Origin of the sequence: Pseudomonas sp. LF-5, assembly GCF_037626295.1 — a bacterium.
Taxonomy (GTDB): Bacteria; Pseudomonadota; Gammaproteobacteria; order Pseudomonadales; family Pseudomonadaceae; genus Aquipseudomonas; species Aquipseudomonas monsensis.
On the sequence record NZ_JARKMT010000006.1, the window covers coordinates 194,848 to 213,719 of the forward strand.

The window sequence follows — 18,872 nt, forward strand, 5'->3', positions numbered from 1 at the left end:
TCTGTAGGAACGAGCCTGCTCGCGATGAGGCCAAACCAGACAGCATCAAGCCCTGAACTGCCCCAGACTAGCCTTGAGCTGCGCTGCCAACCCATCCAGCACCTTGCCACTGGCCGTGGTCTCCACTACCGCTTGCGCCGCTTTCTCGGCCTGCGCATGAATCGTCTCGACTCGCCCACGTACAGCCTGAGCACCCTGCGCCTGATGCGCGGCTGCTTGTGTCGCGAGGCCAATCGCCGCATGCACCTGCTCGACCGAGGCCTGCACCGACTGTTGCAGCCGCGCACTGTCGCGCAACACCAGCAAACCTTCGCTGGCCTGACGCCCGGCCTGACCGATAGCCTCTACCGCCTCACGTGCGCCCTGCTGCAAGGCGACGATGTGCGCCTGAATGTCGCCGGTAGAGCTTTGCGTCTTGCTCGCCAACGCACGCACTTCGTCCGCCACCACGGCAAAACCACGACCGGTTTCACCGGCCCGCGCCGCCTCAATGGCCGCGTTGAGCGCCAACAGGTTGGTCTGCTCGGCGATGCCGTGAATCACCGTCAGCACCACTTCAATCTGTTCACTTTGTTGCGCCAGGCGCTCGATGACTTTCGCCCCGGTATCGACCTGCCCGGCCAGCGCTTCGATCAAACTGCCGACCTTGGCCGAGGTGCGAGTGTTTTCGTCAGTGGCCTGACGAATATCCACCACCTGCTTCAACGCCGCTTGCATCGCCTGACTTTCCGATTGCGCCTCATCGGCCATTTGCGACAGCGCGCGCAAGCTCTCGGCCACTTCGTCACGCTGCATCCCGGCCGCCGCATCGGCACCGGCATTGCGCAGGGTCATGGCACCGATCTCGACGCCGGTACGCTGGGCCACGTCGCCCGCCTCACGCACGATCGGTTGCAACTTATCCACAAAGCGATTGACCGCCGACGCCATGTCGCCGATTTCGTCCTTGCTGTTGATCTGCACGCGCTTGGTCAGGTCGCCCTCGCCCGCCGCCAGATCGTCCATCGCTGCGTTGAGCATCTTCAGGCGATTGACCACCCGATGCCCCAACACCACGGCCAGCAGCAGCAACACTGCGCAACCGACCAGCGCCAGGCCCAGGCCGATCCGCCAGCGCAGAGTCGCCGCAGCGTCCTGCACGGTACTGGTGGTATTGGCTTTCATCTCGGCGGCGGTGGACTGCGCCGATTGCAGGCGCCCGCGCATCGCGCTGGCGCTATCGGCAGCGGCCCCCTTGAGGCTGTCGCCGACCAGTTGATCACTGCTGGCGATCAACGCCGAGAAACGTTTATCGAGCGCCGCCAGATCGGTTTCCACCGACGCGGTCGAGACACCCATCAGCACTTTGCCGATTTCCACGCCGTTGGGGTTGATCGAGGCTTCGAGGTAGTAGACCGACGGATCGTTTTTCGCCGCATCCAGCACTTTATCCAGCGCACGCTCGCCCTGCCCCTTTTCCAGCAGGGCCTTGTTGATCGGGTTTTCGCGATTGAGATAACGGGTCAAGTGCTGGCCGGTGGCGTCGTCGTAGACCACAAACAACACATTGGGATTGCGCTGGGCACGCCGGGCGAACTCGGACAGGGTCGGCACGTCGCTGTCCCACATGGCGCGGGGTGCGACCGAGGCGAGCAATTGCGCCATGTCATTGGCCGAATCTTTCAGATCCTTTTCCAGCGTCGCACGCAGTTGCGCCTGCTCTTCTTTCAGGCGCGAAGACAGGCCGGCAGTCAGACGCTGACGGGTACTGGCGGACAAGGCATCGAGGCTCGACGTGACTTCGCGCCCGGCCTGCTCCAGCTCACCGGAGAGTTTCTGGCTATCAGTCCCCAGGCGCACACCCAGATCGGCTTCCAGCGCCGTGACGGTGCTCCGCGTCAGGGCAACGGCCACCAACACTTGCACCAAAAGGGCGATACCAAGGGTAACGAACACGGGGCGCAACAAACGGCTTTGTAACAGTGAGAGAACGGCCGACACTGTGAATACCTCTACTTCTGACGCCATTAATTTGATGGCACTCTTGTAGACAGATTCACAGCAAAGGTCATGCCGTCCAACAGGCATAAACGACAAAGGCCCCGATGAAGGGGCCTTTGTGGTTTTACATCAACGACTTATCAAGCAAACGGATGACGCAGAACGATGGTTTCGTTGCGGTCCGGGCCCGTCGAAATAATGTCGATCGGCGCGCCGATCAACTGTTCAACGCGTTTGATGTAGGCACGAGCGTTAGCCGGCAGCTCTTCCAGGGTCTTGGCACCCACGGTCGATTCGGTCCAGCCCGGCACTTCTTCGTACACAGGCTGCAGGCCCACGTAGCTGTCAGCGTCGGTCGGTGCAACGGCGTTGCCTTGTGCATCTTTGTAGCCGGTGCAGATGTTGATGGTTTCCAGACCATCGAGTACGTCCAGCTTGGTCAGGCAGATGCCCGAGATGCTGTTCACATCAATAGCGCGACGCAGGATAACGGCGTCGAACCAGCCGCAACGACGGGCACGGCCGGTGGTAGCGCCGAACTCGTGACCTTGTTTGGCCAGGTGTGCACCCACTTCGTCAAACAACTCAGTCGGGAACGGGCCCGAACCTACGCGAGTGGTGTAAGCCTTGGTGATGCCCAGGATGTAATCGAGGAACATCGGACCAACGCCCGAACCGGTCGCCACGCCACCGGCGGTGGTGTTGGAACTGGTCACGTACGGATAGGTACCGTGGTCGATGTCGAGCAACGAACCCTGGGCGCCTTCGAACATGATGTCTTTGCCGGCGCGACGCAGGTCGTGCAGCTCGGCCGTGACGTCCAGCATCAGCGGCTTGAGCAGTTCAGCGTATTCCTTGCACTCGGCCAGCGTCTTTTCAAACTCAATGGCCGGCTCTTTGTAGTAACCGACCAGCATGAAGTTGTGGTAATCCACCAGCTCACGCAGTTTGTCTTCGAAGCGCGGCATGTTCAGCAGGTCGCCAACGCGCAGGCCACGACGTGCAACCTTGTCTTCGTATGCCGGGCCGATGCCGCGACCGGTGGTACCGATCTTCAGCTCGCCACGGGCCTTTTCACGAGCCTGGTCCAGCGCTACGTGGAAGGACAGGATCAGCGGGCAGGACGGGCTGATACGCAGGCGCTCGCGCACCGGTACGCCTTTCTCTTCCAGCTTGGTGATTTCTCGCAGCAGAGCGTCAGGCGCAACCACCACGCCGTTGCCGATCAGGCACTGCACGCCTTCGCGCAGCACGCCCGACGGGATCAGGTGCAAGACGGTTTTTTCGCCGTCGATCACCAGGGTGTGGCCAGCGTTGTGGCCACCTTGGTAGCGCACTACGGCGGCAGCATGTTCGGTCAGCAGATCAACGATCTTGCCTTTGCCCTCATCACCCCATTGGGTGCCCAGGACTACGACATTCTTACCCATAACACTTGTCCTCATTCGCGCAAACTTGGTGCCGGCGTTGGCCGGCAGGAAAACTCAAGAAGCCAGTGGCGATACTTGCCAAAGCCCGTTCTGCTGAATCAATTGCCGGTCGCAGTCCGCATCACGGGCGGCGGCCAAAGGTTGTCCAGGCAAGGCCTGAACGACACGCTGACCCTCACTGCGCAACTGGCAAACCTGCTGCCAGAGTGCCGCATCCGTACTGTCAGGCATCCAGATACCGCCAGACGGTAGCTCGATCTCAGCACGCCCCAGGGTCACCAGGGTTTTCAAATCGGTAGAGAAGCCGGTTGCCGGGCGGGCACGACCGAAGTCGGCGCCGATGTCGTCGTAACGACCGCCCTGGGCGATGGACTGGCCAACGCCCGGCACGAACACCGCGAACACCACACCCGTGTGGTAGTGGTAGCCGCGCAGCTCGCCCAGGTCGAAATACAGCGGCAGCTGCGGGAAACGCGCCGACAGACGCTCGGCGATCGCCAGCAAGTCTTCCAGTGCGGCCAGCACCGGCGCCGGCGCATTGGCCAGACGCTCGCGGGCAGCGCTGAGCACTTCACGACCGCCACACAGATCGACCAGCGCGCGCAGCATGCCGGACAGGTCGGCCGGCAAGCCTTCGGTCAAGGTAATGACCTCGTCGATGGCCTTGCGTTGCAGCGCATCGAACAACTGCTGCTCGACTTCACCGGACAGACCGGCGGCGCGCGCCAGACCACGGTAGATGCCGACATGACCGAGGTCCATGTGCACATCCGGCACATCGGCCAGTTGCAGCATGGCCAGCATCAGGCTGATCACTTCAACGTCACTGCTCGGGCTGGCATCACCGTACAACTCGGCGCCCAGCTGGATCGGGCTGCGCGAGGACGACAGTGCACGCGGCTGGGCATGCAGTACGCTGCCGGCGTAGCACAGGCGGCTCGGGCCTTCGCGCCGCAGAGTGTGCGCATCAATGCGCGCCACTTGCGGCGTGATGTCGGCACGGAACCCCATCTGCCGGCCCGATTGCGGGTCGATGACCTTGAAGGTACGCAGATCCAGGTCCTGGCCCGCGCCGGTCAGCAGGGATTCCAGGTACTCGATATGGGGAGTCACGACAAACTCGTAACCCCAGCTCTGGAACAGATCCAACACCTGACGACGCGCGACTTCAATGCGCGCCGCTTCCGGTGGCAGTACTTCTTCGATGCCATCTGGCAGCAGCCAGCGGTCTACCGTTGCCATTACGCCATTCCCCTTTGATCCGGGCGGCCAGCCCGAGGGCGAGCCTTGAGTGAAGCAGAAAATGACCGGCGCGTTGAAAACGCACGCGCATGAACGACGCGGCGAAAGGCCTGTTACCGGCTTCGCCCATCACTTTCCTCGAAAAACGCTCGGGCCATTCAACCCGGCACCTGCAACAAAAAACAGCAATCAAACGTGCAGACGCAAAAAAGCCGGGAATTTCCCGGCTGCCGCATCATACACACGTTTTCCCAAAGGATCACCCCGCCCGAGGTTTTAGCCGCCGGGCGGAGTGATTCAGGTCAACGTCGTATCAAGGCTTGGCCTTTTCCAGGTAACGGAAAAAGTCGCTGCTTGGGTCGAGGACCAGTACGTCGGACTTGTTCGCGAAGCTTTCACGGTAGGCGCGCAGGCTACGGTAGAAACCATAGAATTCCTGATCCTGACCGTAGGCCTTGGAGTAGATCGCAGCGGCCTGGGCATCGCCGTCACCGCGAATCTCTTCGGATTCACGATAGGCTTCCGCCAGCAGCACGCGGCGTTGACGATCGGCGTCGGCACGGATGCCTTCGGCCAGCTCGTTACCCTTGGCGCGGTGCTCGCGAGCTTCACGCTCACGCTCGGTGCTCATACGCTCGAACACACTGCGGTTCACTTCTTTCGGCAGGTCGATGGCCTTGACCCGGACATCGACAACTTCGATCCCCAGCTCCTTTTCCGCCATCCTGTTCAGCGACGCAGTGATGTCAGCCATCAGCGCATCACGCTCACCCGACACCACTTCGTGCAGGGTGCGCTTACCGAACTGGTCACGCAGACCGGATTCCAGACGACGGGACAGACGCTCGTCGGCGATCTGCTTCAGACCGGAAGTCGCGGTGTAGAAGCGCTCGGCATCTTTCACGCGCCACTTGGCATAGGCATCGACCATCACGGCTTTCTTTTCCAGGGTCAGGAAGCGCTGCGTCGGTGCATCCAGCGTCATCAGGCGTGCGTCGAATTTACGCACCTGGTTAACGTAAGGCACTTTCACATGCAGGCCCGGCTGAACATCAGCCTGAACCACACGGCCGAACTGCAGCAGCACCGCACGCTCGGTCTGAGCGACGATGTAGAAGCAATTCCAGCCCACCAGGACTACAACGACGCCAACAATAAGGGCGATCAGCGATTTATTGCTCATCAGCGGGTCTCCCTTGTGCGCGACTGCGGCAGGTCAGTGACATGCGGCGTGACGTCCGTGTTGCTGCTGGCGGCGGCCGAACCGGTGACCGGTGCATTGCTGCCCGAACTGTTCTGAATCATTTTGTCCAACGGCAGGTAAAGCAGGTTGCTCTGGCCGTTCTTGTTGCCGGTCACGAGTACCTTGCTGGTGTTGCTGAAGACTTCCTGCATGGTGTCCAGATACAGACGCTCACGGGTGACTTCAGGGGCCTTGCGATACTCGGCGACCAGTTTGGTGAAGCGATCAGCCTCACCCTTGGCGCGCGAGACCGTTTCGTCGCGGTAACCGTTGGCATTCTCGATGATACGCTGGGCCTGACCACGGGCTTCCGGCACCACGCCGTTGGCATAGGTTTCAGCCTGGTTACGCGAACGCTGCTCGTCTTCACGGGCACGGATCACGTCGTCGAAGGCTTCCTGCACTTCACGCGGTGCCGCTGCGCTCTGTACGTTGACCTGAGTAACGGTGATACCGGTGCGATAGGTATCGAGGAAGCGTTGCAGACGCTCCTTGATTTCGCTGGCCATCAATTCACGACCTTCGGTCAGCACCTGGTCCATGGCGGTGGAACCCACCACGTGGCGCAGGGCACTGTCAGTCGCATGCTGGAGGCTGATTTCCGGCTGATCGACGTTCAGCACGAAATCCTGCAGGTTGCTGATCTTGTACTGCACGGTCAGCGGCACTTCGACGATGTTCTCGTCTTCGGTCAGCATCTGGCCCTGCTTGGTGTACGCACGCTCACGCGTGACGTTTTCCATGTACTTCTTGTCGATCGGCGGGAAGTAAATGTTCAGGCCCGGGCCGACGGTCTCGTAGTACTTGCCGAAGCGCAGCACCACGGCTTGCTCCTGCTCGTCCACCACATAGACCGCGCTGTACAGCCAGACAGCCGCCAGCACCACGAGGCCGATGCCGAGCAGACCGCCGAAGCCGCCACCGCTCCTGCCCGAACCACCGCCGTCATCACCACCGCGTTTCTTACCACCACCGAACAACCCGTTCAGGCTTTCCTGCAGCTTTCGGAAGGCCTCGTCGAGATCCGGTGGCCCCTTGCGGTCGCCGTTATTGCGGCGCTTGCCACCCCAAGGATCCTGATTATTCGAGTTGCCACCCGGCTCATTCCAAGCCATAGCGCTCTCCATCTGATAAAGCAAAGACGCACCCACGGCGCGCCAACCAATGCTACAGAATGCCTGCCGTTGCGGCACAACCGCTTTGTCAGGCTTTTATTGCAAAGTGTGTTGCTCGATGAATTCCATCGGCTGCAATCCTTCGCGGCTTACCAGTCGATTCAGCTCGACCCGGGGCAAACGAACGGCCAGCAAACTGATGCCTTCTTCGTCGTGTTCTTCTTTCTGCACCGCACCGATCTCGAAAAACTGCGCACGCAGTCGAGCGAATCGTTGCGGCAAACGCAAGGTACCCACGAACAAATCACTGCCCAGCAACTCGGCGATGGCTTGCTCGAGCAGCTCCAGACCCGTGCCATCACGGGCCGACAGCCAGACCCGTTGCGGCTTGCCATCGGCATCGCGCTGGATTTGTGGCTCAACGCCTTCAAGCAAATCGAGTTTGTTGTATACCTCGAGGATCGGCAAGTCCTGGGCCCCAATCTCGCCCAGCACCACCATCACCTGCTCGATCTGCAACATGCGATCCGGTTCGGCGGCATCAATCACGTGCAACAGCAGGTCGGAGTTGCTCGACTCTTCGAGCGTAGACCGAAATGCCTCGACCAGCTTGTGCGGCAAGTGACGGATGAAACCTACAGTGTCGGCCAGAACGATCGGCCCAAGGTCGTCCAGTTCCAGACGGCGCAAGGTCGGGTCCAGTGTGGCAAACAACTGGTCAGCCGCGTACACCTCGGACTTGGTCACGTTATTGAACAGCGTGGACTTGCCGGCGTTGGTGTAGCCCACCAGGGACACAGTGGGAATATCCGCACGGGACCGGCCGCGTCGCGATTGCTCACGCTGGCTGCGGACTTTCTCCAGACGGCCCTTGATCTGGCGCAGGCGCACCCGCAGCAGACGGCGGTCGGTTTCCAGCTGGGTTTCACCCGGGCCGCGCATGCCGATACCGCCACCCTGACGCTCAAGGTGAGTCCAGCCGCGAACCAGTCGGGTACTCATGTGGTCAAGCTGGGCCAGTTCGACCTGGAGCTTGCCTTCATGGGTCCGGGCGCGCTGGGCGAAAATATCGAGAATCAGACCGGTACGGTCAATCACGCGACACTCGAAAACACGTTCGAGGTTACGTTCCTGACTGGGCGTGAGGATGTGATTGAAAATCACCAGATCGGCCTTCTCGGCATGGACCAGGTCTCGCAACTCCTCGACCTTGCCACTGCCAATCAGGTATTTGGCGGTTGGCCGATGACGCGGTACGTTAAAAAACGCAACGGTCTCGGCGCCCGCCGAATTAGCCAGTTCCTGAAACTCCTGCGGATCTTCGCGCGCCTCAGGGTCCTGTCCATCCAAGTGAACGAGAATGACTCGCTCACCACCACCGTGGCGCTCAAAGAACAAAGGAGACTCCTATCAGGCGTTACCTGGCTCAGCGTCACCTGCTTCGGATTCGGTTGCGCTAGGCAGACGAATTGGACGAACCGGCACTACTGTCGAGATAGCGTGTTTGTAAACCATCTGGCTCACGGTGTTTTTCAGCAGGATCACGAACTGGTCGAACGACTCGATCGTGCCTTGCAGCTTGATACCGTTGACCAGGTAGATGGAAACCCCAACTTTCTCTTTACGTAAAGTATTCAAGTAAGGGTCTTGTAGCGAATGCCCTTTTGACATGTGCCGCACTCCTTTAAGGATTCAATAATAAAAATAGGTAATTCAGATGGCTTTGGCCGCCACACCCCCAAGGATAGACGGCAATTGCAAGGACTCAGCTCAATATGGAGATGGTCCCGAGGTATTTCAAGGCGCGTGGCAGATTGTCGCAATCAAGACTGTCCAGCCAGTGTAAATCTTCCCAGCTGCGCAGCCAGGTGAACTGGCGTTTGGCCAATTGGCGCGTGGCGATGATGCCGCGCTCCTGCATTTCGGCCAACGTCAGCTTGCCATCCAGGTAATCCCAGACTTGGCGGTAACCTACTGCACGTATAGACGGCAACCCTGAATGCAGGTCACTTCTTTTACGCAGGGCTACGACCTCGTCGATGAATCCCTGTTCCAACATATTTGTGAATCTTTGTTTAATGCGCTCGTGCAATACCTGACGGTTTGCCGGAGCAATCGCCAAGTTCGCGACAGTATAGGGCAATTGTTGCAGTCCCGAAGCGGCGGCTTCAGTACTTTGCGCAGATTGTTGCTGACGCAGGGCAGTCATGCTCTGACCGCTGACCCGATAAACTTCCAGTGCCCGACTCAAGCGCTGCGGATCGTTCGGATGAATCCGCGCTGCCGAGACCGGGTCGATGACCGCCAACTGATCGTGCAGGGCCTGCCAGCCAAGGCGTGCAGCCTCTTCCTCGATCTGCGCACGAACCCCGGGATCGGCCGCCGGCATGTCCGCCAGACCTTCGACCAAAGCCTTGTAATAGAGCATCGTGCCGCCCACCAGCAGCGGAATTTTCCCCCGTGCGGTGATCTCGGCCATGGCTTGCAGGGCATCGCGACGAAAATCGGCAGCGGAATAGGCTTCACTCGGATCGAGAATGTCGATCAAGCGATGGGGAAATTCGGCCAGCAGCTCTTTCGACGGCTTGGCGGTGCCGATGTCCATGCCACGATAGACCAGCGCCGAATCGACACTGATCAGCTCGCACGGCAGCACCTTGGTCAGTTCGATGGCCAGGTCGGTCTTGCCCGCAGCGGTCGGGCCCATCAGGAAAATTGCTGGAGGGAGCTGGCTCATCAACGACCGCGCAGGAACAGTTTGTCCAGATCGTCCAGGCCCAGTTGGGTCCAAGTCGGTCGGCCATGGTTGCATTGACCGCTGCGCTCGGTGTTTTCCATGTCGCGCAGCAGGCCGTTCATTTCCGGCAAGGCCAGACGCCGGTTGGCGCGGATCGCGCCGTGGCAGGCCATGGTGCCGAGCAGTTCGTTGAGGTGCGCCTGAATCCGGTCGCTGGTGCCGTACTCCATCAAATCCGACAGCACGTCGCCGACCAGGCGGTTGGCTTCAGCCTGTTTGAGCAACGCGGGGATCTGGCGGATGGCCAATGTTTCCGGGCCAAGACGCTGTAGCTCGAAACCGAGGCGCTGGAACCACGCGGCGTGCTCTTCAGCGCAATCGGCCTCACGCTGACTCACCGCCAGCGATTCCGGCACCAGCAACGGCTGGCCGCTGAGGCCTTCGCTGGCCATGGCAATTTTCAGGCGTTCGTACATGATCCGCTCGTGGGCGGCGTGCATGTCCACCAGCACCAGACCCTGGGCGTTCTCGGACAGGATGTAGATGCCTTTGAGCTGCGCCAGCGCGTAACCCAGTGGCGGAATGTCCTCCTGACCGGCCGGCAGCGCGTTGGCATTGGCCTCGGGCAGCGGCGCGAAAAACTCACGGTACGCGGCTTGAGCCTCGGCGGCTGGCGGCACCGCCGATTGCGGCCGCGGCGTGTACTGATACTGATAAGCGCCGCCAGCACTGGCGCCAGACGAGGTATTGAACGCCGGTTGCGCCTGTGGCTGCTCGAGCAGCGCATTGGCCGCCAGACGCATTTCACCCTGCGGACCGAACTCGCCAGCCTCGATACCGGTTGGCCGCACGACAGCGGTCGTCACGGAACCGGCCAACTGATCCTCGGGGCGCACATCGCCCAGTGCGCGGTGCAGTGTGCCGTAAAGGAAGTCATGCACCATGCGCCCGTCACGGAAGCGCACTTCGTGCTTGGTCGGGTGGACGTTGACGTCGACCGCGGCCGGATCGACCTCGAAAAACAGCGCGAAGGTCGGATGACGGCCGTTGAACAGCACGTCGCGATAGGCCTGGCGCACCGCGTGGGCCACCAGCTTGTCGCGTACCGCGCGGCCATTCACAAAGAAATACTGCAAATCCGCCTGGCTGCGGTTGAACGTCGGCAAACCGACCCAGCCCCACAAGTGCAGGCCATTGCGTTCAATTTCGATCGGCAAGGCCTGCTCAAGGAAGCCCGAACCGCAGATCGCCGCCACGCGCCGGGCGCGGGCCGCATCATCGTGAGCCTCGTGCAGACTGAGGATGGTCTTGCCGTTGTGGCGCAGGTGGAAGGCCACGTCGAAACGCGCCAGCGCCAGACGCTTGATCACTTCTTGCAGGTGATCGAATTCGGTTTTTTCGGTCTTGAGGAATTTGCGCCGCGCCGGGGTGTTGAAGAACAGATCGCGCACCTCCACCGACGTACCGACCGGATGTGCCGCGGGCTGAACACGAGGCGCCATGTCGCGACCCTCGGTCTCGACCTGCCACGCCTGGTCGGCATCGCGGGTGCGCGAGGTCAGGGTCAGGCGCGCCACAGAGCTGATCGACGCCAGGGCTTCACCGCGGAACCCCAGGCTCATCACCTGCTCGAGGTCTTCGAGGTTGCGGATCTTACTGGTGGCGTGACGGGCCAGCGCCAGCGGCAGGTCATCGGCAGAAATGCCGCTGCCGTCGTCGCGCACCCGCAGCAGCTTGACGCCACCCTGCTCGACGTCGACGTCGATGCGTTTGGCACCGGAATCGAGGCTGTTTTCCAGCAGTTCCTTGATCACCGAGGCCGGGCGCTCGACCACCTCACCGGCGGCGATCTGGTTCGCCAGCCGTGGGCTGAGCAGTTCGATGCGGGCAGTGTTCAGCACCTGGCTCATTCTTTGGACGCCAGTTCGGTGCCAGGAATGGTCAGGTGCTGACCGACTTTCAGCTCATCGCTGCTGAGGTTGTTGGCGCTGCGCAGGGTCGCGGGCGACACCTGGTAACGCACCGCAATCATCGCCAGCGTCTCGCCCGGACTCACGCGGTGATCGCGCGGACCTTGGGCGATCTTGCCGGAGTCACGCAGCCAGGCAATGTAAGTGCCCGGTGGCGGGTTTTGCTGGAAGAACTGGCGTACACCGCTGCTGATCGAACGGGCCAGCGCCTGCTGGTGGCTCGATGCCGAGAGTTTGTTCGCTTCGTTGGCGTTGGAGATGAAGCCGGTTTCGACCAGGATCGACGGGATGTCCGGCGACTTCAGCACCATGAACCCGGCCTGTTCCACACGCTGCTTGTGCAGCGGCGTCACCCGGCCGATGTTGGTCAGGACTTTCTGACCGACGTTGAGACTGGAAGTCAGCGACGCGGTCATCGACAGGTCGAGCAGCACACCGGCGAGCATGCGGTCCTTGTCGTCGAGGCTGACGTTGCCGGCGCCGCCGATCAGGTCGGAACGGTTTTCGCTGTCGGCCAGCCAGCGGGCGGTCTCCGACGTGGCACCGCGATCGGACAAGGCAAACACCGACGCACCGAAGGCGGCCGCCGACGGCGCGGCGTCAGCGTGGATCGAGACGAACAGGTCAGCACCCTTCTTGCGCGCGATTTCAGTACGGCCACGCAGCGGGATAAAGTAGTCGCCAGTACGGGTCAATTCGGCGCGGAAGCCTTTCATGCCGTTGACCTGACGTTGCAGTTCGCGAGCGATCTGCAGCACCACGTCTTTCTCACGCTGGCCGCGCGAGCCGGACGCGCCCGGGTCTTCGCCGCCGTGGCCGGCGTCGATCACTACGATGATGTCGCGTTTGCCGGCCGGCGCTGGCGGTAACTTGATGGCGGGTTCCGCAGGCGTGACCGGCACCGCAGGCACCGTCGCCACTTGCGGCGCTGGCGCAGGCGGCGGAGCGGCATCGGCCGGGTTGTCGAACAGGTCGACCACCAGACGGTTGCCGTATTGCGCATTCGGCGCCAGCGAGAAGCTTTTCGGGGTGACGGCTTTTTTCAGGTCGATGACCACCCGCAGGTCGGTCGGCGTGCGCTGGGCCGAGCGCATCGCAGTGATCGGTGTATTCGCAGTTGAGACTTTCAACGGCGCGCCGAGGGTGGCGCCGTTAATGTCGATCACCAGCCGGTCCGGTGCGGTCAGGGTAAAGACGCTGTGCTGCACCGGGCCGCTGAGGTCGAAGACCAGCCGCGTGTTGTCCGGCGCCCGCCACAGGCGCACGCTGTTGACCTTTGTCTCGGCCACAGCGTTGACGGTTACTGCCATCAACATCAGTCCAGCGGCAGCCACCAACGCGCGAAAGCGCATACCTAACCCCATCATTTAATTGGATTCCAATGCCAAAGCGGCACACCAGGCCTCGCCACGCGAGCCTTGGGATAAAATTTTCAGCGAACGCCCGCTGTCTTGCGGGCTAATGGTAATGGTCAGGTCAGGCTTTGGCAAAAAGCCTGCACCTTTATCGGGCCACTCGATCAGGCACAGCGCATCGTCTTCGAAATAGTCGCGGATGCCGAGAAACTCCAGCTCCTCCGGATCGACCAGGCGATACAGGTCGAAGTGGAAGGCACGGACGTCGCCGATCTCGTAGGGTTCGACCAGGGTAAAGGTCGGACTTTTCACCGCCCCGACATGCCCCAGGCCACGAATGATGCCCCGCGACAGGGTGGTTTTGCCCATGCCCAGATTGCCTTCGAGAAAAATCAGGCCGTGGCCCTGGGTCACGCGGGCGATCCGTGCGCCAAAGTCGCTCATGGCCTGTTCATCGGCCAGGTACAGGGTTACTTCAGACACGGTGCATGCTCCTCCAACAACTGACGAATGGCTGGAATCAAATCACTGGCCGCCAGCCCACGGCCCAATTTTCCTTGCTGCATGCCGGCATTGGCGTGCAGCCAGACGGCCAGGCACGCCGCATCGAAGCCGTCCATCCCTTGCGCCAGCAGCGCACCAGTCAACCCCGCGAGCACATCGCCGAGGCCGGCGGTGGCCATGGCCGGATGGCCCTGATGACACAGCGCCAGACGCCCGTCGGGATGGGCGATCAAACTGCCGGCGCCTTTGAGGACGACGACGGCTGAGTATTTCTTGCTCAGCGTCCGCGCCGCCGCCAGACGATCGGCCTGCACATCGGCGGTACTGATCCCCAACAAACGCGCGGCCTCACCCGGATGCGGGGTGATCACGCACTCCTTGGGCAGACGGACAAATCCGCCGGCGAGCAGATTCAATGCATCGGCGTCCCATACTTGCGGCAACGGCGCATTCGCTGCGGCCGACAACAACGCCCGCCCCCAACTCGCCTGCCCCAGCCCCGGCCCGACCACCAGCACCGAAACTTTCTCGAGCAAGCCCATCAACTGATTGGCCGATGAAGCGCCCAAAGCCATGGCCTCTGGCACACGGGTCAGCGCCGCCGGGACATGCTCCGGGCGCGTCGCCAGCGAGACCATGCCTGCGCCACTGCGCAAGGCGGTTTCGGTACTGAGCAGGATCGCCCCGCCAAAGCCATGATCACCACCGATCAGCAACACATGACCGAAGCGACCCTTGTGGGAGGTTGGGGCGCGTGCCGGCAACCGCGGCAGATTAGCCGCGTTGAGCCGGCAAGCCGCGACCGGAATGTCACGGTAGATCTCAGGTGTAGCCTGCAGACCGCTGAACACCAGCTCGCCGACACAATCTGCCGCGTCACCGGTGAACAAACCCGGCTTCAGACCAATGAACGTCACTGTAAGGTCAGCACGCACCGCAAGACCCAGCTCTCGCCCGTTATCGGCACACAACCCGGAAGGAATATCGACCGCCACCACTGGCAGGCCGCAGGCGTTGATCGCGGCAATCGCGGCGGCATAGGGTTCACGCACCTCGCCACTCAAACCGGTACCGAGCAGCGCATCGAGGACCACGCCGCGCAACTCGGCCTGGGCACTCCAGCCCTGCACCGCAACACCTTCGGCCAGTGCCTCGGCATGGGCCAGCGCTGCGTCGCCTTGCAACCGCTGCGGCTCACCGACCGCCAGCACCCGGACCGCCCAACCGGCACGCTGCGCCAGCACGGCCAGTAAATAGCCGTCGCCAGCATTGTTGCCACGCCCGGCCAGCACGGTCAGTTCTGTGGCTGAGGGCCAGCGCCGCACCAGTGCACGCCAGCACGCATACGCAGCGCGCTGCATCAATTCGAAGCCCGGCGTGCCGGCAGCGATCAGCCGCGCGTCGAGCTCGCGCACCTGGGCGGCGGCGTACAGCGCGTCGGGTAATTCATCTTTCGTGTGCGGCATGCGTCTTCGGGCTCCGATGTCTGGCAGAATTATACGCACCTCAGCTCCGGTTTCTCTCGCCTCATGTCCGCCATCCCCACAGATCTGCCCGCCCTCGCCCAATCGATCAAGGATTGGGGCCGCGAGCTGGGCTTCCAGCAAGTCGGCATCAGCGGCCTGGACCTCGCCGAGCATGAGCAGCACCTGCAACGCTGGCTGGCAGCCGGCTACCACGGCGAAATGGATTACATGGGGGCACATGGCAGTAAACGCTCGCACCCCGAGGAACTCGTCCCGGGCACTTTGCGCGTGGTTTCGCTGCGCATGGACTACCTGCCCGGCGACACGCAAATGGCGCAAATGCTGGCGCAACCGGAGAAAGCTTACGTGTCGCGCTATGCCTTGGGCCGCGATTACCACAAATTGATCCGTAAACGCGTGCAACAATTGGCCGACAAGATCCAGTCCGAGATCGGCCCGTTCGGTTTCCGCGCGTTTGTCGACAGTGCACCGGTATTGGAAAAAGCCATCGCCGAGCAGGCCGGACTGGGCTGGATCGGCAAAAACACGCTGGTATTGAACCGTAAGGCTGGCAGTTACTTTTTCTTGAGCGAACTGTTCGTCGACCTGCCGCTGCCGGTGGACGAACCCCACAGCACCGAACATTGCGGTCGCTGCACGGCGTGCCTGGACATCTGCCCGACCAACGCTTTCGTCGGCCCCTATGTGCTGGACGCCCGGCGCTGCATCTCTTACCTGACCATCGAACTGAAAAACGCCATCCCCGAAGACCTGCGCCCGCTGATCGGCAACCGCGTGTTCGGCTGCGACGACTGCCAGATCGTCTGCCCGTGGAATCGTTTCGCCCGGCCGTCCGGGGAAAGCGACTTCAAGCCACGGCACAATCTGGACAACGCCGAACTGGCCGAGCTGTTTCTGTGGGACGAGGACAAATTCCTCAGCAGCACCGAAGGCTCGCCGCTGCGCCGCGCCGGTTACGAGCGCTGGTTGCGTAATCTGGCCGTGGGCCTGGGCAATGCGCCGTCGAGCATTCCGGTGCTGGAAGCCTTGAAGGCGCGCCGCGACTACCCATCCGATCTAGTCCGCGAACACGTCGAGTGGGCACTGAAACAGCACGGCCTCGCGTAATCACACAATGTTGGAGCGGCCGAAGGCTGCGATCTTGTGACTTTGATTTTTACCAGACAAGAGCAAAAGCTCGCAGCCTGCGGCAGCTCCTTGGGAATCGCGTCAGGGCTGATCGTTATAAACGAACTTGGGCATTTCCCAGTGGAAACGGATCGCCAGCAGTCGTAGCAGGAAACCGCCGAACAAGGTAATCAGGATCGCCTGCTCGCCCGGCACGTTCAGGTACAGACAGAGCATGTAGCACCACGCCGCCGCGAACGAGACGCTGGCGTACAGCTCGCGACGGAAGATCAGTGGGATGTCGTTGCAGAAGATGTCGCGCAGGATGCCGCCGAAGACCCCGGTGATCACGCCGCTGACCGAAGCCACCAGCATGCCGTGGCCCATTTCCAGAGCGGTCATGCAGCCGATCAGGGTGAACGCCACCAGGCCCACCGCATCGAGCACCAGGAACAACGAACGCAGATGACGCATCCAGCGGGCGGTGAACACGGTGAGCATCGCTGCCGCCGAGGTCAACACCAGGTACTCCGGGTGTTTGACCCAGGTCAGCGGGTAGTGCCCGAGCAGCACGTCGCGCACCGAGCCGCCACCCAGCGCCGTGACACAGGCGATCAGCACCACACCGAACCAGTCCATGCCGCGCCGTCCGGCAGACAGCGCGCCAGTCATGGCTTCAGCAGTAATGGCAATCAGATAGAGCATCAGCAACATGGCGGCGGTCCAGGCAGGAAGGCGCGCAGTCTAGCCATTTCGGTGCCGCACCAGAAGGGGGCGATGCCATTCCAGATTACTCGGTGAACGCGATACCTGTGGCGAGGGGATTTATCCCCGTTCGGCTGCGCAGCAGTCGCAAAACCTGCACACGCGGTCTCTCCGTTTTAATGCACGGGGATCGCTTCGCAATCCAACGGGGATAAATCCCCTCGCCACAAAAGCCATCACCCACCGAATCCGAAGTCAGAACTTGATGAAGTGCTTGCGGTAGTGCTGCAGCTCGGCAATCGACTCGCGGATGTCGTCCAGCGCCAAGTGGGTGCTGCCCTTCTTGAAACTGTCGCGGACATCCGGCGCCCAGCGTGCGGCCAGCTCTTTGAGCGTGGAGACATCGAGGTTGCGGTAGTGGAAGTAGCTTTCCAGCGCTTTCATGTGGGTATAAAGGAAGCGCCGGTCCTGGCAGATGCTGTTGCCGCAGATCGGCGACTTGCCCTTCGGCACCCACTTCTCCAGGAACGCGATGGTTTCGGCCTCGGCTTCGGCCATGCTGATGCGGCTGTCGCGCACCCGCTGGGTCAGGCCGGAGTTGCCGTGGGTGCGGGTGTTCCACTCGTCCATGCGGGCGAGCACTTCGTCGCTGTGGTGAATGGCGATCACCGGGCCTTCGGCCAGGGTATTGAGGTCACTGTCGGTGACGATGGTGGCCATTTCGATAATGACGTCGTTTTCCGGATCCAGACCGGTCATTTCCAGGTCGATCCAGATCAGGTTCTGCGGGTTTTGCATATTCGGGCTCCTAGGCAATGCTGCGCAGTTTAGCCTAGGCCAGTGCCCGGGCGTGCTAAACTCGCGGCCGTTTTACCTAATCGCTGCATTCTTCAGACGGAACACCCATGGCCAAACGCCAACTCAATCGTCGTCAAAACTGGCGCATCGAAAAGATTCAGGGCGAGCGCGCCGCCCGCGCCGCCAAACGCGAGTCCTCGGCGGTCGAAGCCCTCGAGGGCGGCGACCTCGGCCCTGAGCAACACGGCCTGGTGATCGCCCACTTCGGTGTGCAGGTCGAGGTCGAGGCCGTAGACGGCGAGCTGGCCGGCCAGGTATTCCGTTGCCACCTGCGCGCCAACCTGCCGGCACTGGTGACCGGCGATCGCGTGGTCTGGCGTGCCGGCAACCAGGGCATCGGGGTGATTGTCGCGCAACTGCCGCGCACCACCGAACTGTGCCGTCCGGACAGCCGTGGCCAGCTCAAGCCGGTAGCCGCGAACGTCGACATGATTGTCATCGTCTTCGCGCCGCTGCCCGAGCCGCATGCCAACCTGATCGACCGCTATCTGGTCGCAGCCGAACATGCCGGCATCCGCCCGTTGCTGCTGCTGAACAAATTCGACCTGATCGACGAGCAGAACGCCCCGGCACTCAACGCCCTGCTGGCGGTGTACCGCACGCTGGGTTATCCGGTGCTGGAAGTCTCGGCGCATCACGGCAACGGCATGGAACAGCTGCAACAGCAGCTCGACGGCCGCATCAGCGTGTTCGTCGGCCAGTCCGGTGTCGGCAAGTCGTCGCTGGTCAACAGCCTGCTGCCGGAAGTCGAAACCCGCGTCGGGCCGTTGTCCGAGCTGTCCGGCCAGGGCACGCATACGACAACCACCGCGCGCCTGTTCCACTTCCCCGGTGGCGGTGAGCTGATCGACTCCCCGGGCATCCGTGAATTCGGCCTGGGCCACGTCAGCCGCGCCGACGTCGAAGCCGGCTTCATCGAGTTCAACGACCTGCTCGGCACTTGCCGCTTCCGCGACTGCAAGCATGACCGTGAACCGGGTTGCGCACTGCTCAAGGCCCTGGAAGATGGCCGCGTGCAGCAGCAGCGGATGAACAGCTACCGCTCGATCATCGCCAGCCTGCCGGAAAACGGCTACTAAACACCTGCACCGGCAGCACCTCGCCCGAGGGCTGCCGGATGTCGGACCGCGCCTGACAAA

16 protein-coding genes are annotated in these 18,872 nt (G+C 61.9%); 2 read left to right on the plus strand and 14 right to left on the minus strand.

Annotated features, from left to right (window positions below; translation table 11 throughout):
- Positions 1 to 45: 45 nt before the first annotated feature.
- The 12 genes from PseuLF5_RS18920 to PseuLF5_RS18975 form a co-directional block, all read right to left on the minus strand.
- Positions 46 to 1,980, minus strand: a complete 1,935-nt coding sequence (locus PseuLF5_RS18920; RefSeq protein ID WP_123471170.1) for a methyl-accepting chemotaxis protein — start codon at positions 1,978 to 1,980, stop codon at positions 46 to 48.
- A gap of 140 nt (positions 1,981 to 2,120) precedes the next feature.
- Positions 2,121 to 3,410 carry an adenylosuccinate synthase gene (locus tag PseuLF5_RS18925; RefSeq protein WP_123470917.1) on the minus strand — a complete coding sequence of 430 codons (1,290 nt, stop codon included), beginning with the start codon at positions 3,408 to 3,410 and terminating at the stop codon, positions 2,121 to 2,123.
- 54 nt (positions 3,411 to 3,464) lie between these two features.
- Positions 3,465 to 4,652: an ATP phosphoribosyltransferase regulatory subunit gene (locus PseuLF5_RS18930; protein ID WP_123470915.1), complete on the minus strand. Its 1,188-nt coding sequence runs from the start codon at positions 4,650 to 4,652 to the stop codon at positions 3,465 to 3,467.
- Positions 4,653 to 4,965: 313 nt separating this feature from the next.
- On the minus strand, positions 4,966 to 5,835 hold the full coding sequence (gene hflC / locus PseuLF5_RS18935; protein ID WP_123470914.1) for a protease modulator HflC: 870 nt from the start codon (positions 5,833 to 5,835) through the stop codon (positions 4,966 to 4,968).
- Positions 5,835 to 7,010 (minus strand): FtsH protease activity modulator HflK, encoded by a 1,176-nt coding sequence (gene hflK / locus PseuLF5_RS18940; protein ID WP_123470912.1) that lies wholly within the window; start codon positions 7,008 to 7,010, stop codon positions 5,835 to 5,837. Before hflK ends, hflC begins: the two co-directional genes overlap by 1 nt.
- 96 nt (positions 7,011 to 7,106) lie before the next feature.
- Entirely contained in the window at positions 7,107 to 8,408 is a 1,302-nt protein-coding gene (gene hflX / locus PseuLF5_RS18945; RefSeq protein WP_123470910.1) for a ribosome rescue GTPase HflX, read from the minus strand.
- A 12-nt stretch (positions 8,409 to 8,420) separates the two neighbouring features.
- Positions 8,421 to 8,681, minus strand: coding sequence for an RNA chaperone Hfq (gene hfq, locus PseuLF5_RS18950; RefSeq protein WP_007902656.1), 261 nt, complete (start codon positions 8,679 to 8,681; stop codon positions 8,421 to 8,423).
- A 94-nt stretch (positions 8,682 to 8,775) separates the two neighbouring features.
- Complete coding sequence (gene miaA / locus PseuLF5_RS18955) at positions 8,776 to 9,747, minus strand: tRNA (adenosine(37)-N6)-dimethylallyltransferase MiaA (RefSeq protein WP_186748569.1); 972 nt, start codon at positions 9,745 to 9,747, stop codon at positions 8,776 to 8,778.
- Positions 9,747 to 11,657 carry a DNA mismatch repair endonuclease MutL gene (mutL, locus tag PseuLF5_RS18960; RefSeq protein WP_123470906.1) on the minus strand — a complete coding sequence of 637 codons (1,911 nt, stop codon included), beginning with the start codon at positions 11,655 to 11,657 and terminating at the stop codon, positions 9,747 to 9,749. Before mutL ends, miaA begins: the two co-directional genes overlap by 1 nt.
- Positions 11,654 to 13,084 carry an N-acetylmuramoyl-L-alanine amidase gene (locus PseuLF5_RS18965; RefSeq protein WP_123470904.1) on the minus strand — a complete coding sequence of 477 codons (1,431 nt, stop codon included), beginning with the start codon at positions 13,082 to 13,084 and terminating at the stop codon, positions 11,654 to 11,656. The genes mutL and PseuLF5_RS18965 overlap by 4 nt, the downstream gene beginning before the upstream one ends.
- A complete protein-coding gene (gene tsaE / locus PseuLF5_RS18970) occupies positions 13,085 to 13,555 on the minus strand; it encodes a tRNA (adenosine(37)-N6)-threonylcarbamoyltransferase complex ATPase subunit type 1 TsaE (RefSeq protein ID WP_007967425.1) in 471 nt (156 codons plus the stop codon).
- On the minus strand, positions 13,543 to 15,042 hold the full coding sequence (locus PseuLF5_RS18975) for an NAD(P)H-hydrate dehydratase (RefSeq protein WP_340134312.1): 1,500 nt from the start codon (positions 15,040 to 15,042) through the stop codon (positions 13,543 to 13,545). The genes tsaE and PseuLF5_RS18975 overlap by 13 nt, the downstream gene beginning before the upstream one ends.
- 63 nt (positions 15,043 to 15,105) lie before the next feature.
- Here PseuLF5_RS18975 and queG point away from each other — a divergent pair, with 63 nt between their 5' ends.
- A complete protein-coding gene (queG, locus tag PseuLF5_RS18980; RefSeq protein ID WP_123470900.1) occupies positions 15,106 to 16,170 on the plus strand; it encodes a tRNA epoxyqueuosine(34) reductase QueG in 1,065 nt (354 codons plus the stop codon).
- A 102-nt stretch (positions 16,171 to 16,272) separates the two neighbouring features.
- Here the strand turns inward: queG and PseuLF5_RS18985 are convergent, their stop codons facing one another.
- Together PseuLF5_RS18985 and orn are read right to left on the minus strand one after the other, a co-directional pair.
- Entirely contained in the window at positions 16,273 to 16,884 is a 612-nt protein-coding gene (locus PseuLF5_RS18985) for a trimeric intracellular cation channel family protein (RefSeq protein ID WP_123470899.1), read from the minus strand.
- Positions 16,885 to 17,130: 246 nt separating this feature from the next.
- Entirely contained in the window at positions 17,131 to 17,673 is a 543-nt protein-coding gene (orn, locus tag PseuLF5_RS18990) for an oligoribonuclease (protein ID WP_003221098.1), read from the minus strand.
- 107 nt (positions 17,674 to 17,780) lie between these two features.
- Here orn and rsgA point away from each other — a divergent pair, with 107 nt between their 5' ends.
- Entirely contained in the window at positions 17,781 to 18,812 is a 1,032-nt protein-coding gene (gene rsgA, locus PseuLF5_RS18995; RefSeq protein ID WP_123470897.1) for a small ribosomal subunit biogenesis GTPase RsgA, read from the plus strand.
- The last annotated feature ends 60 nt before the right edge of the window (positions 18,813 to 18,872 follow it).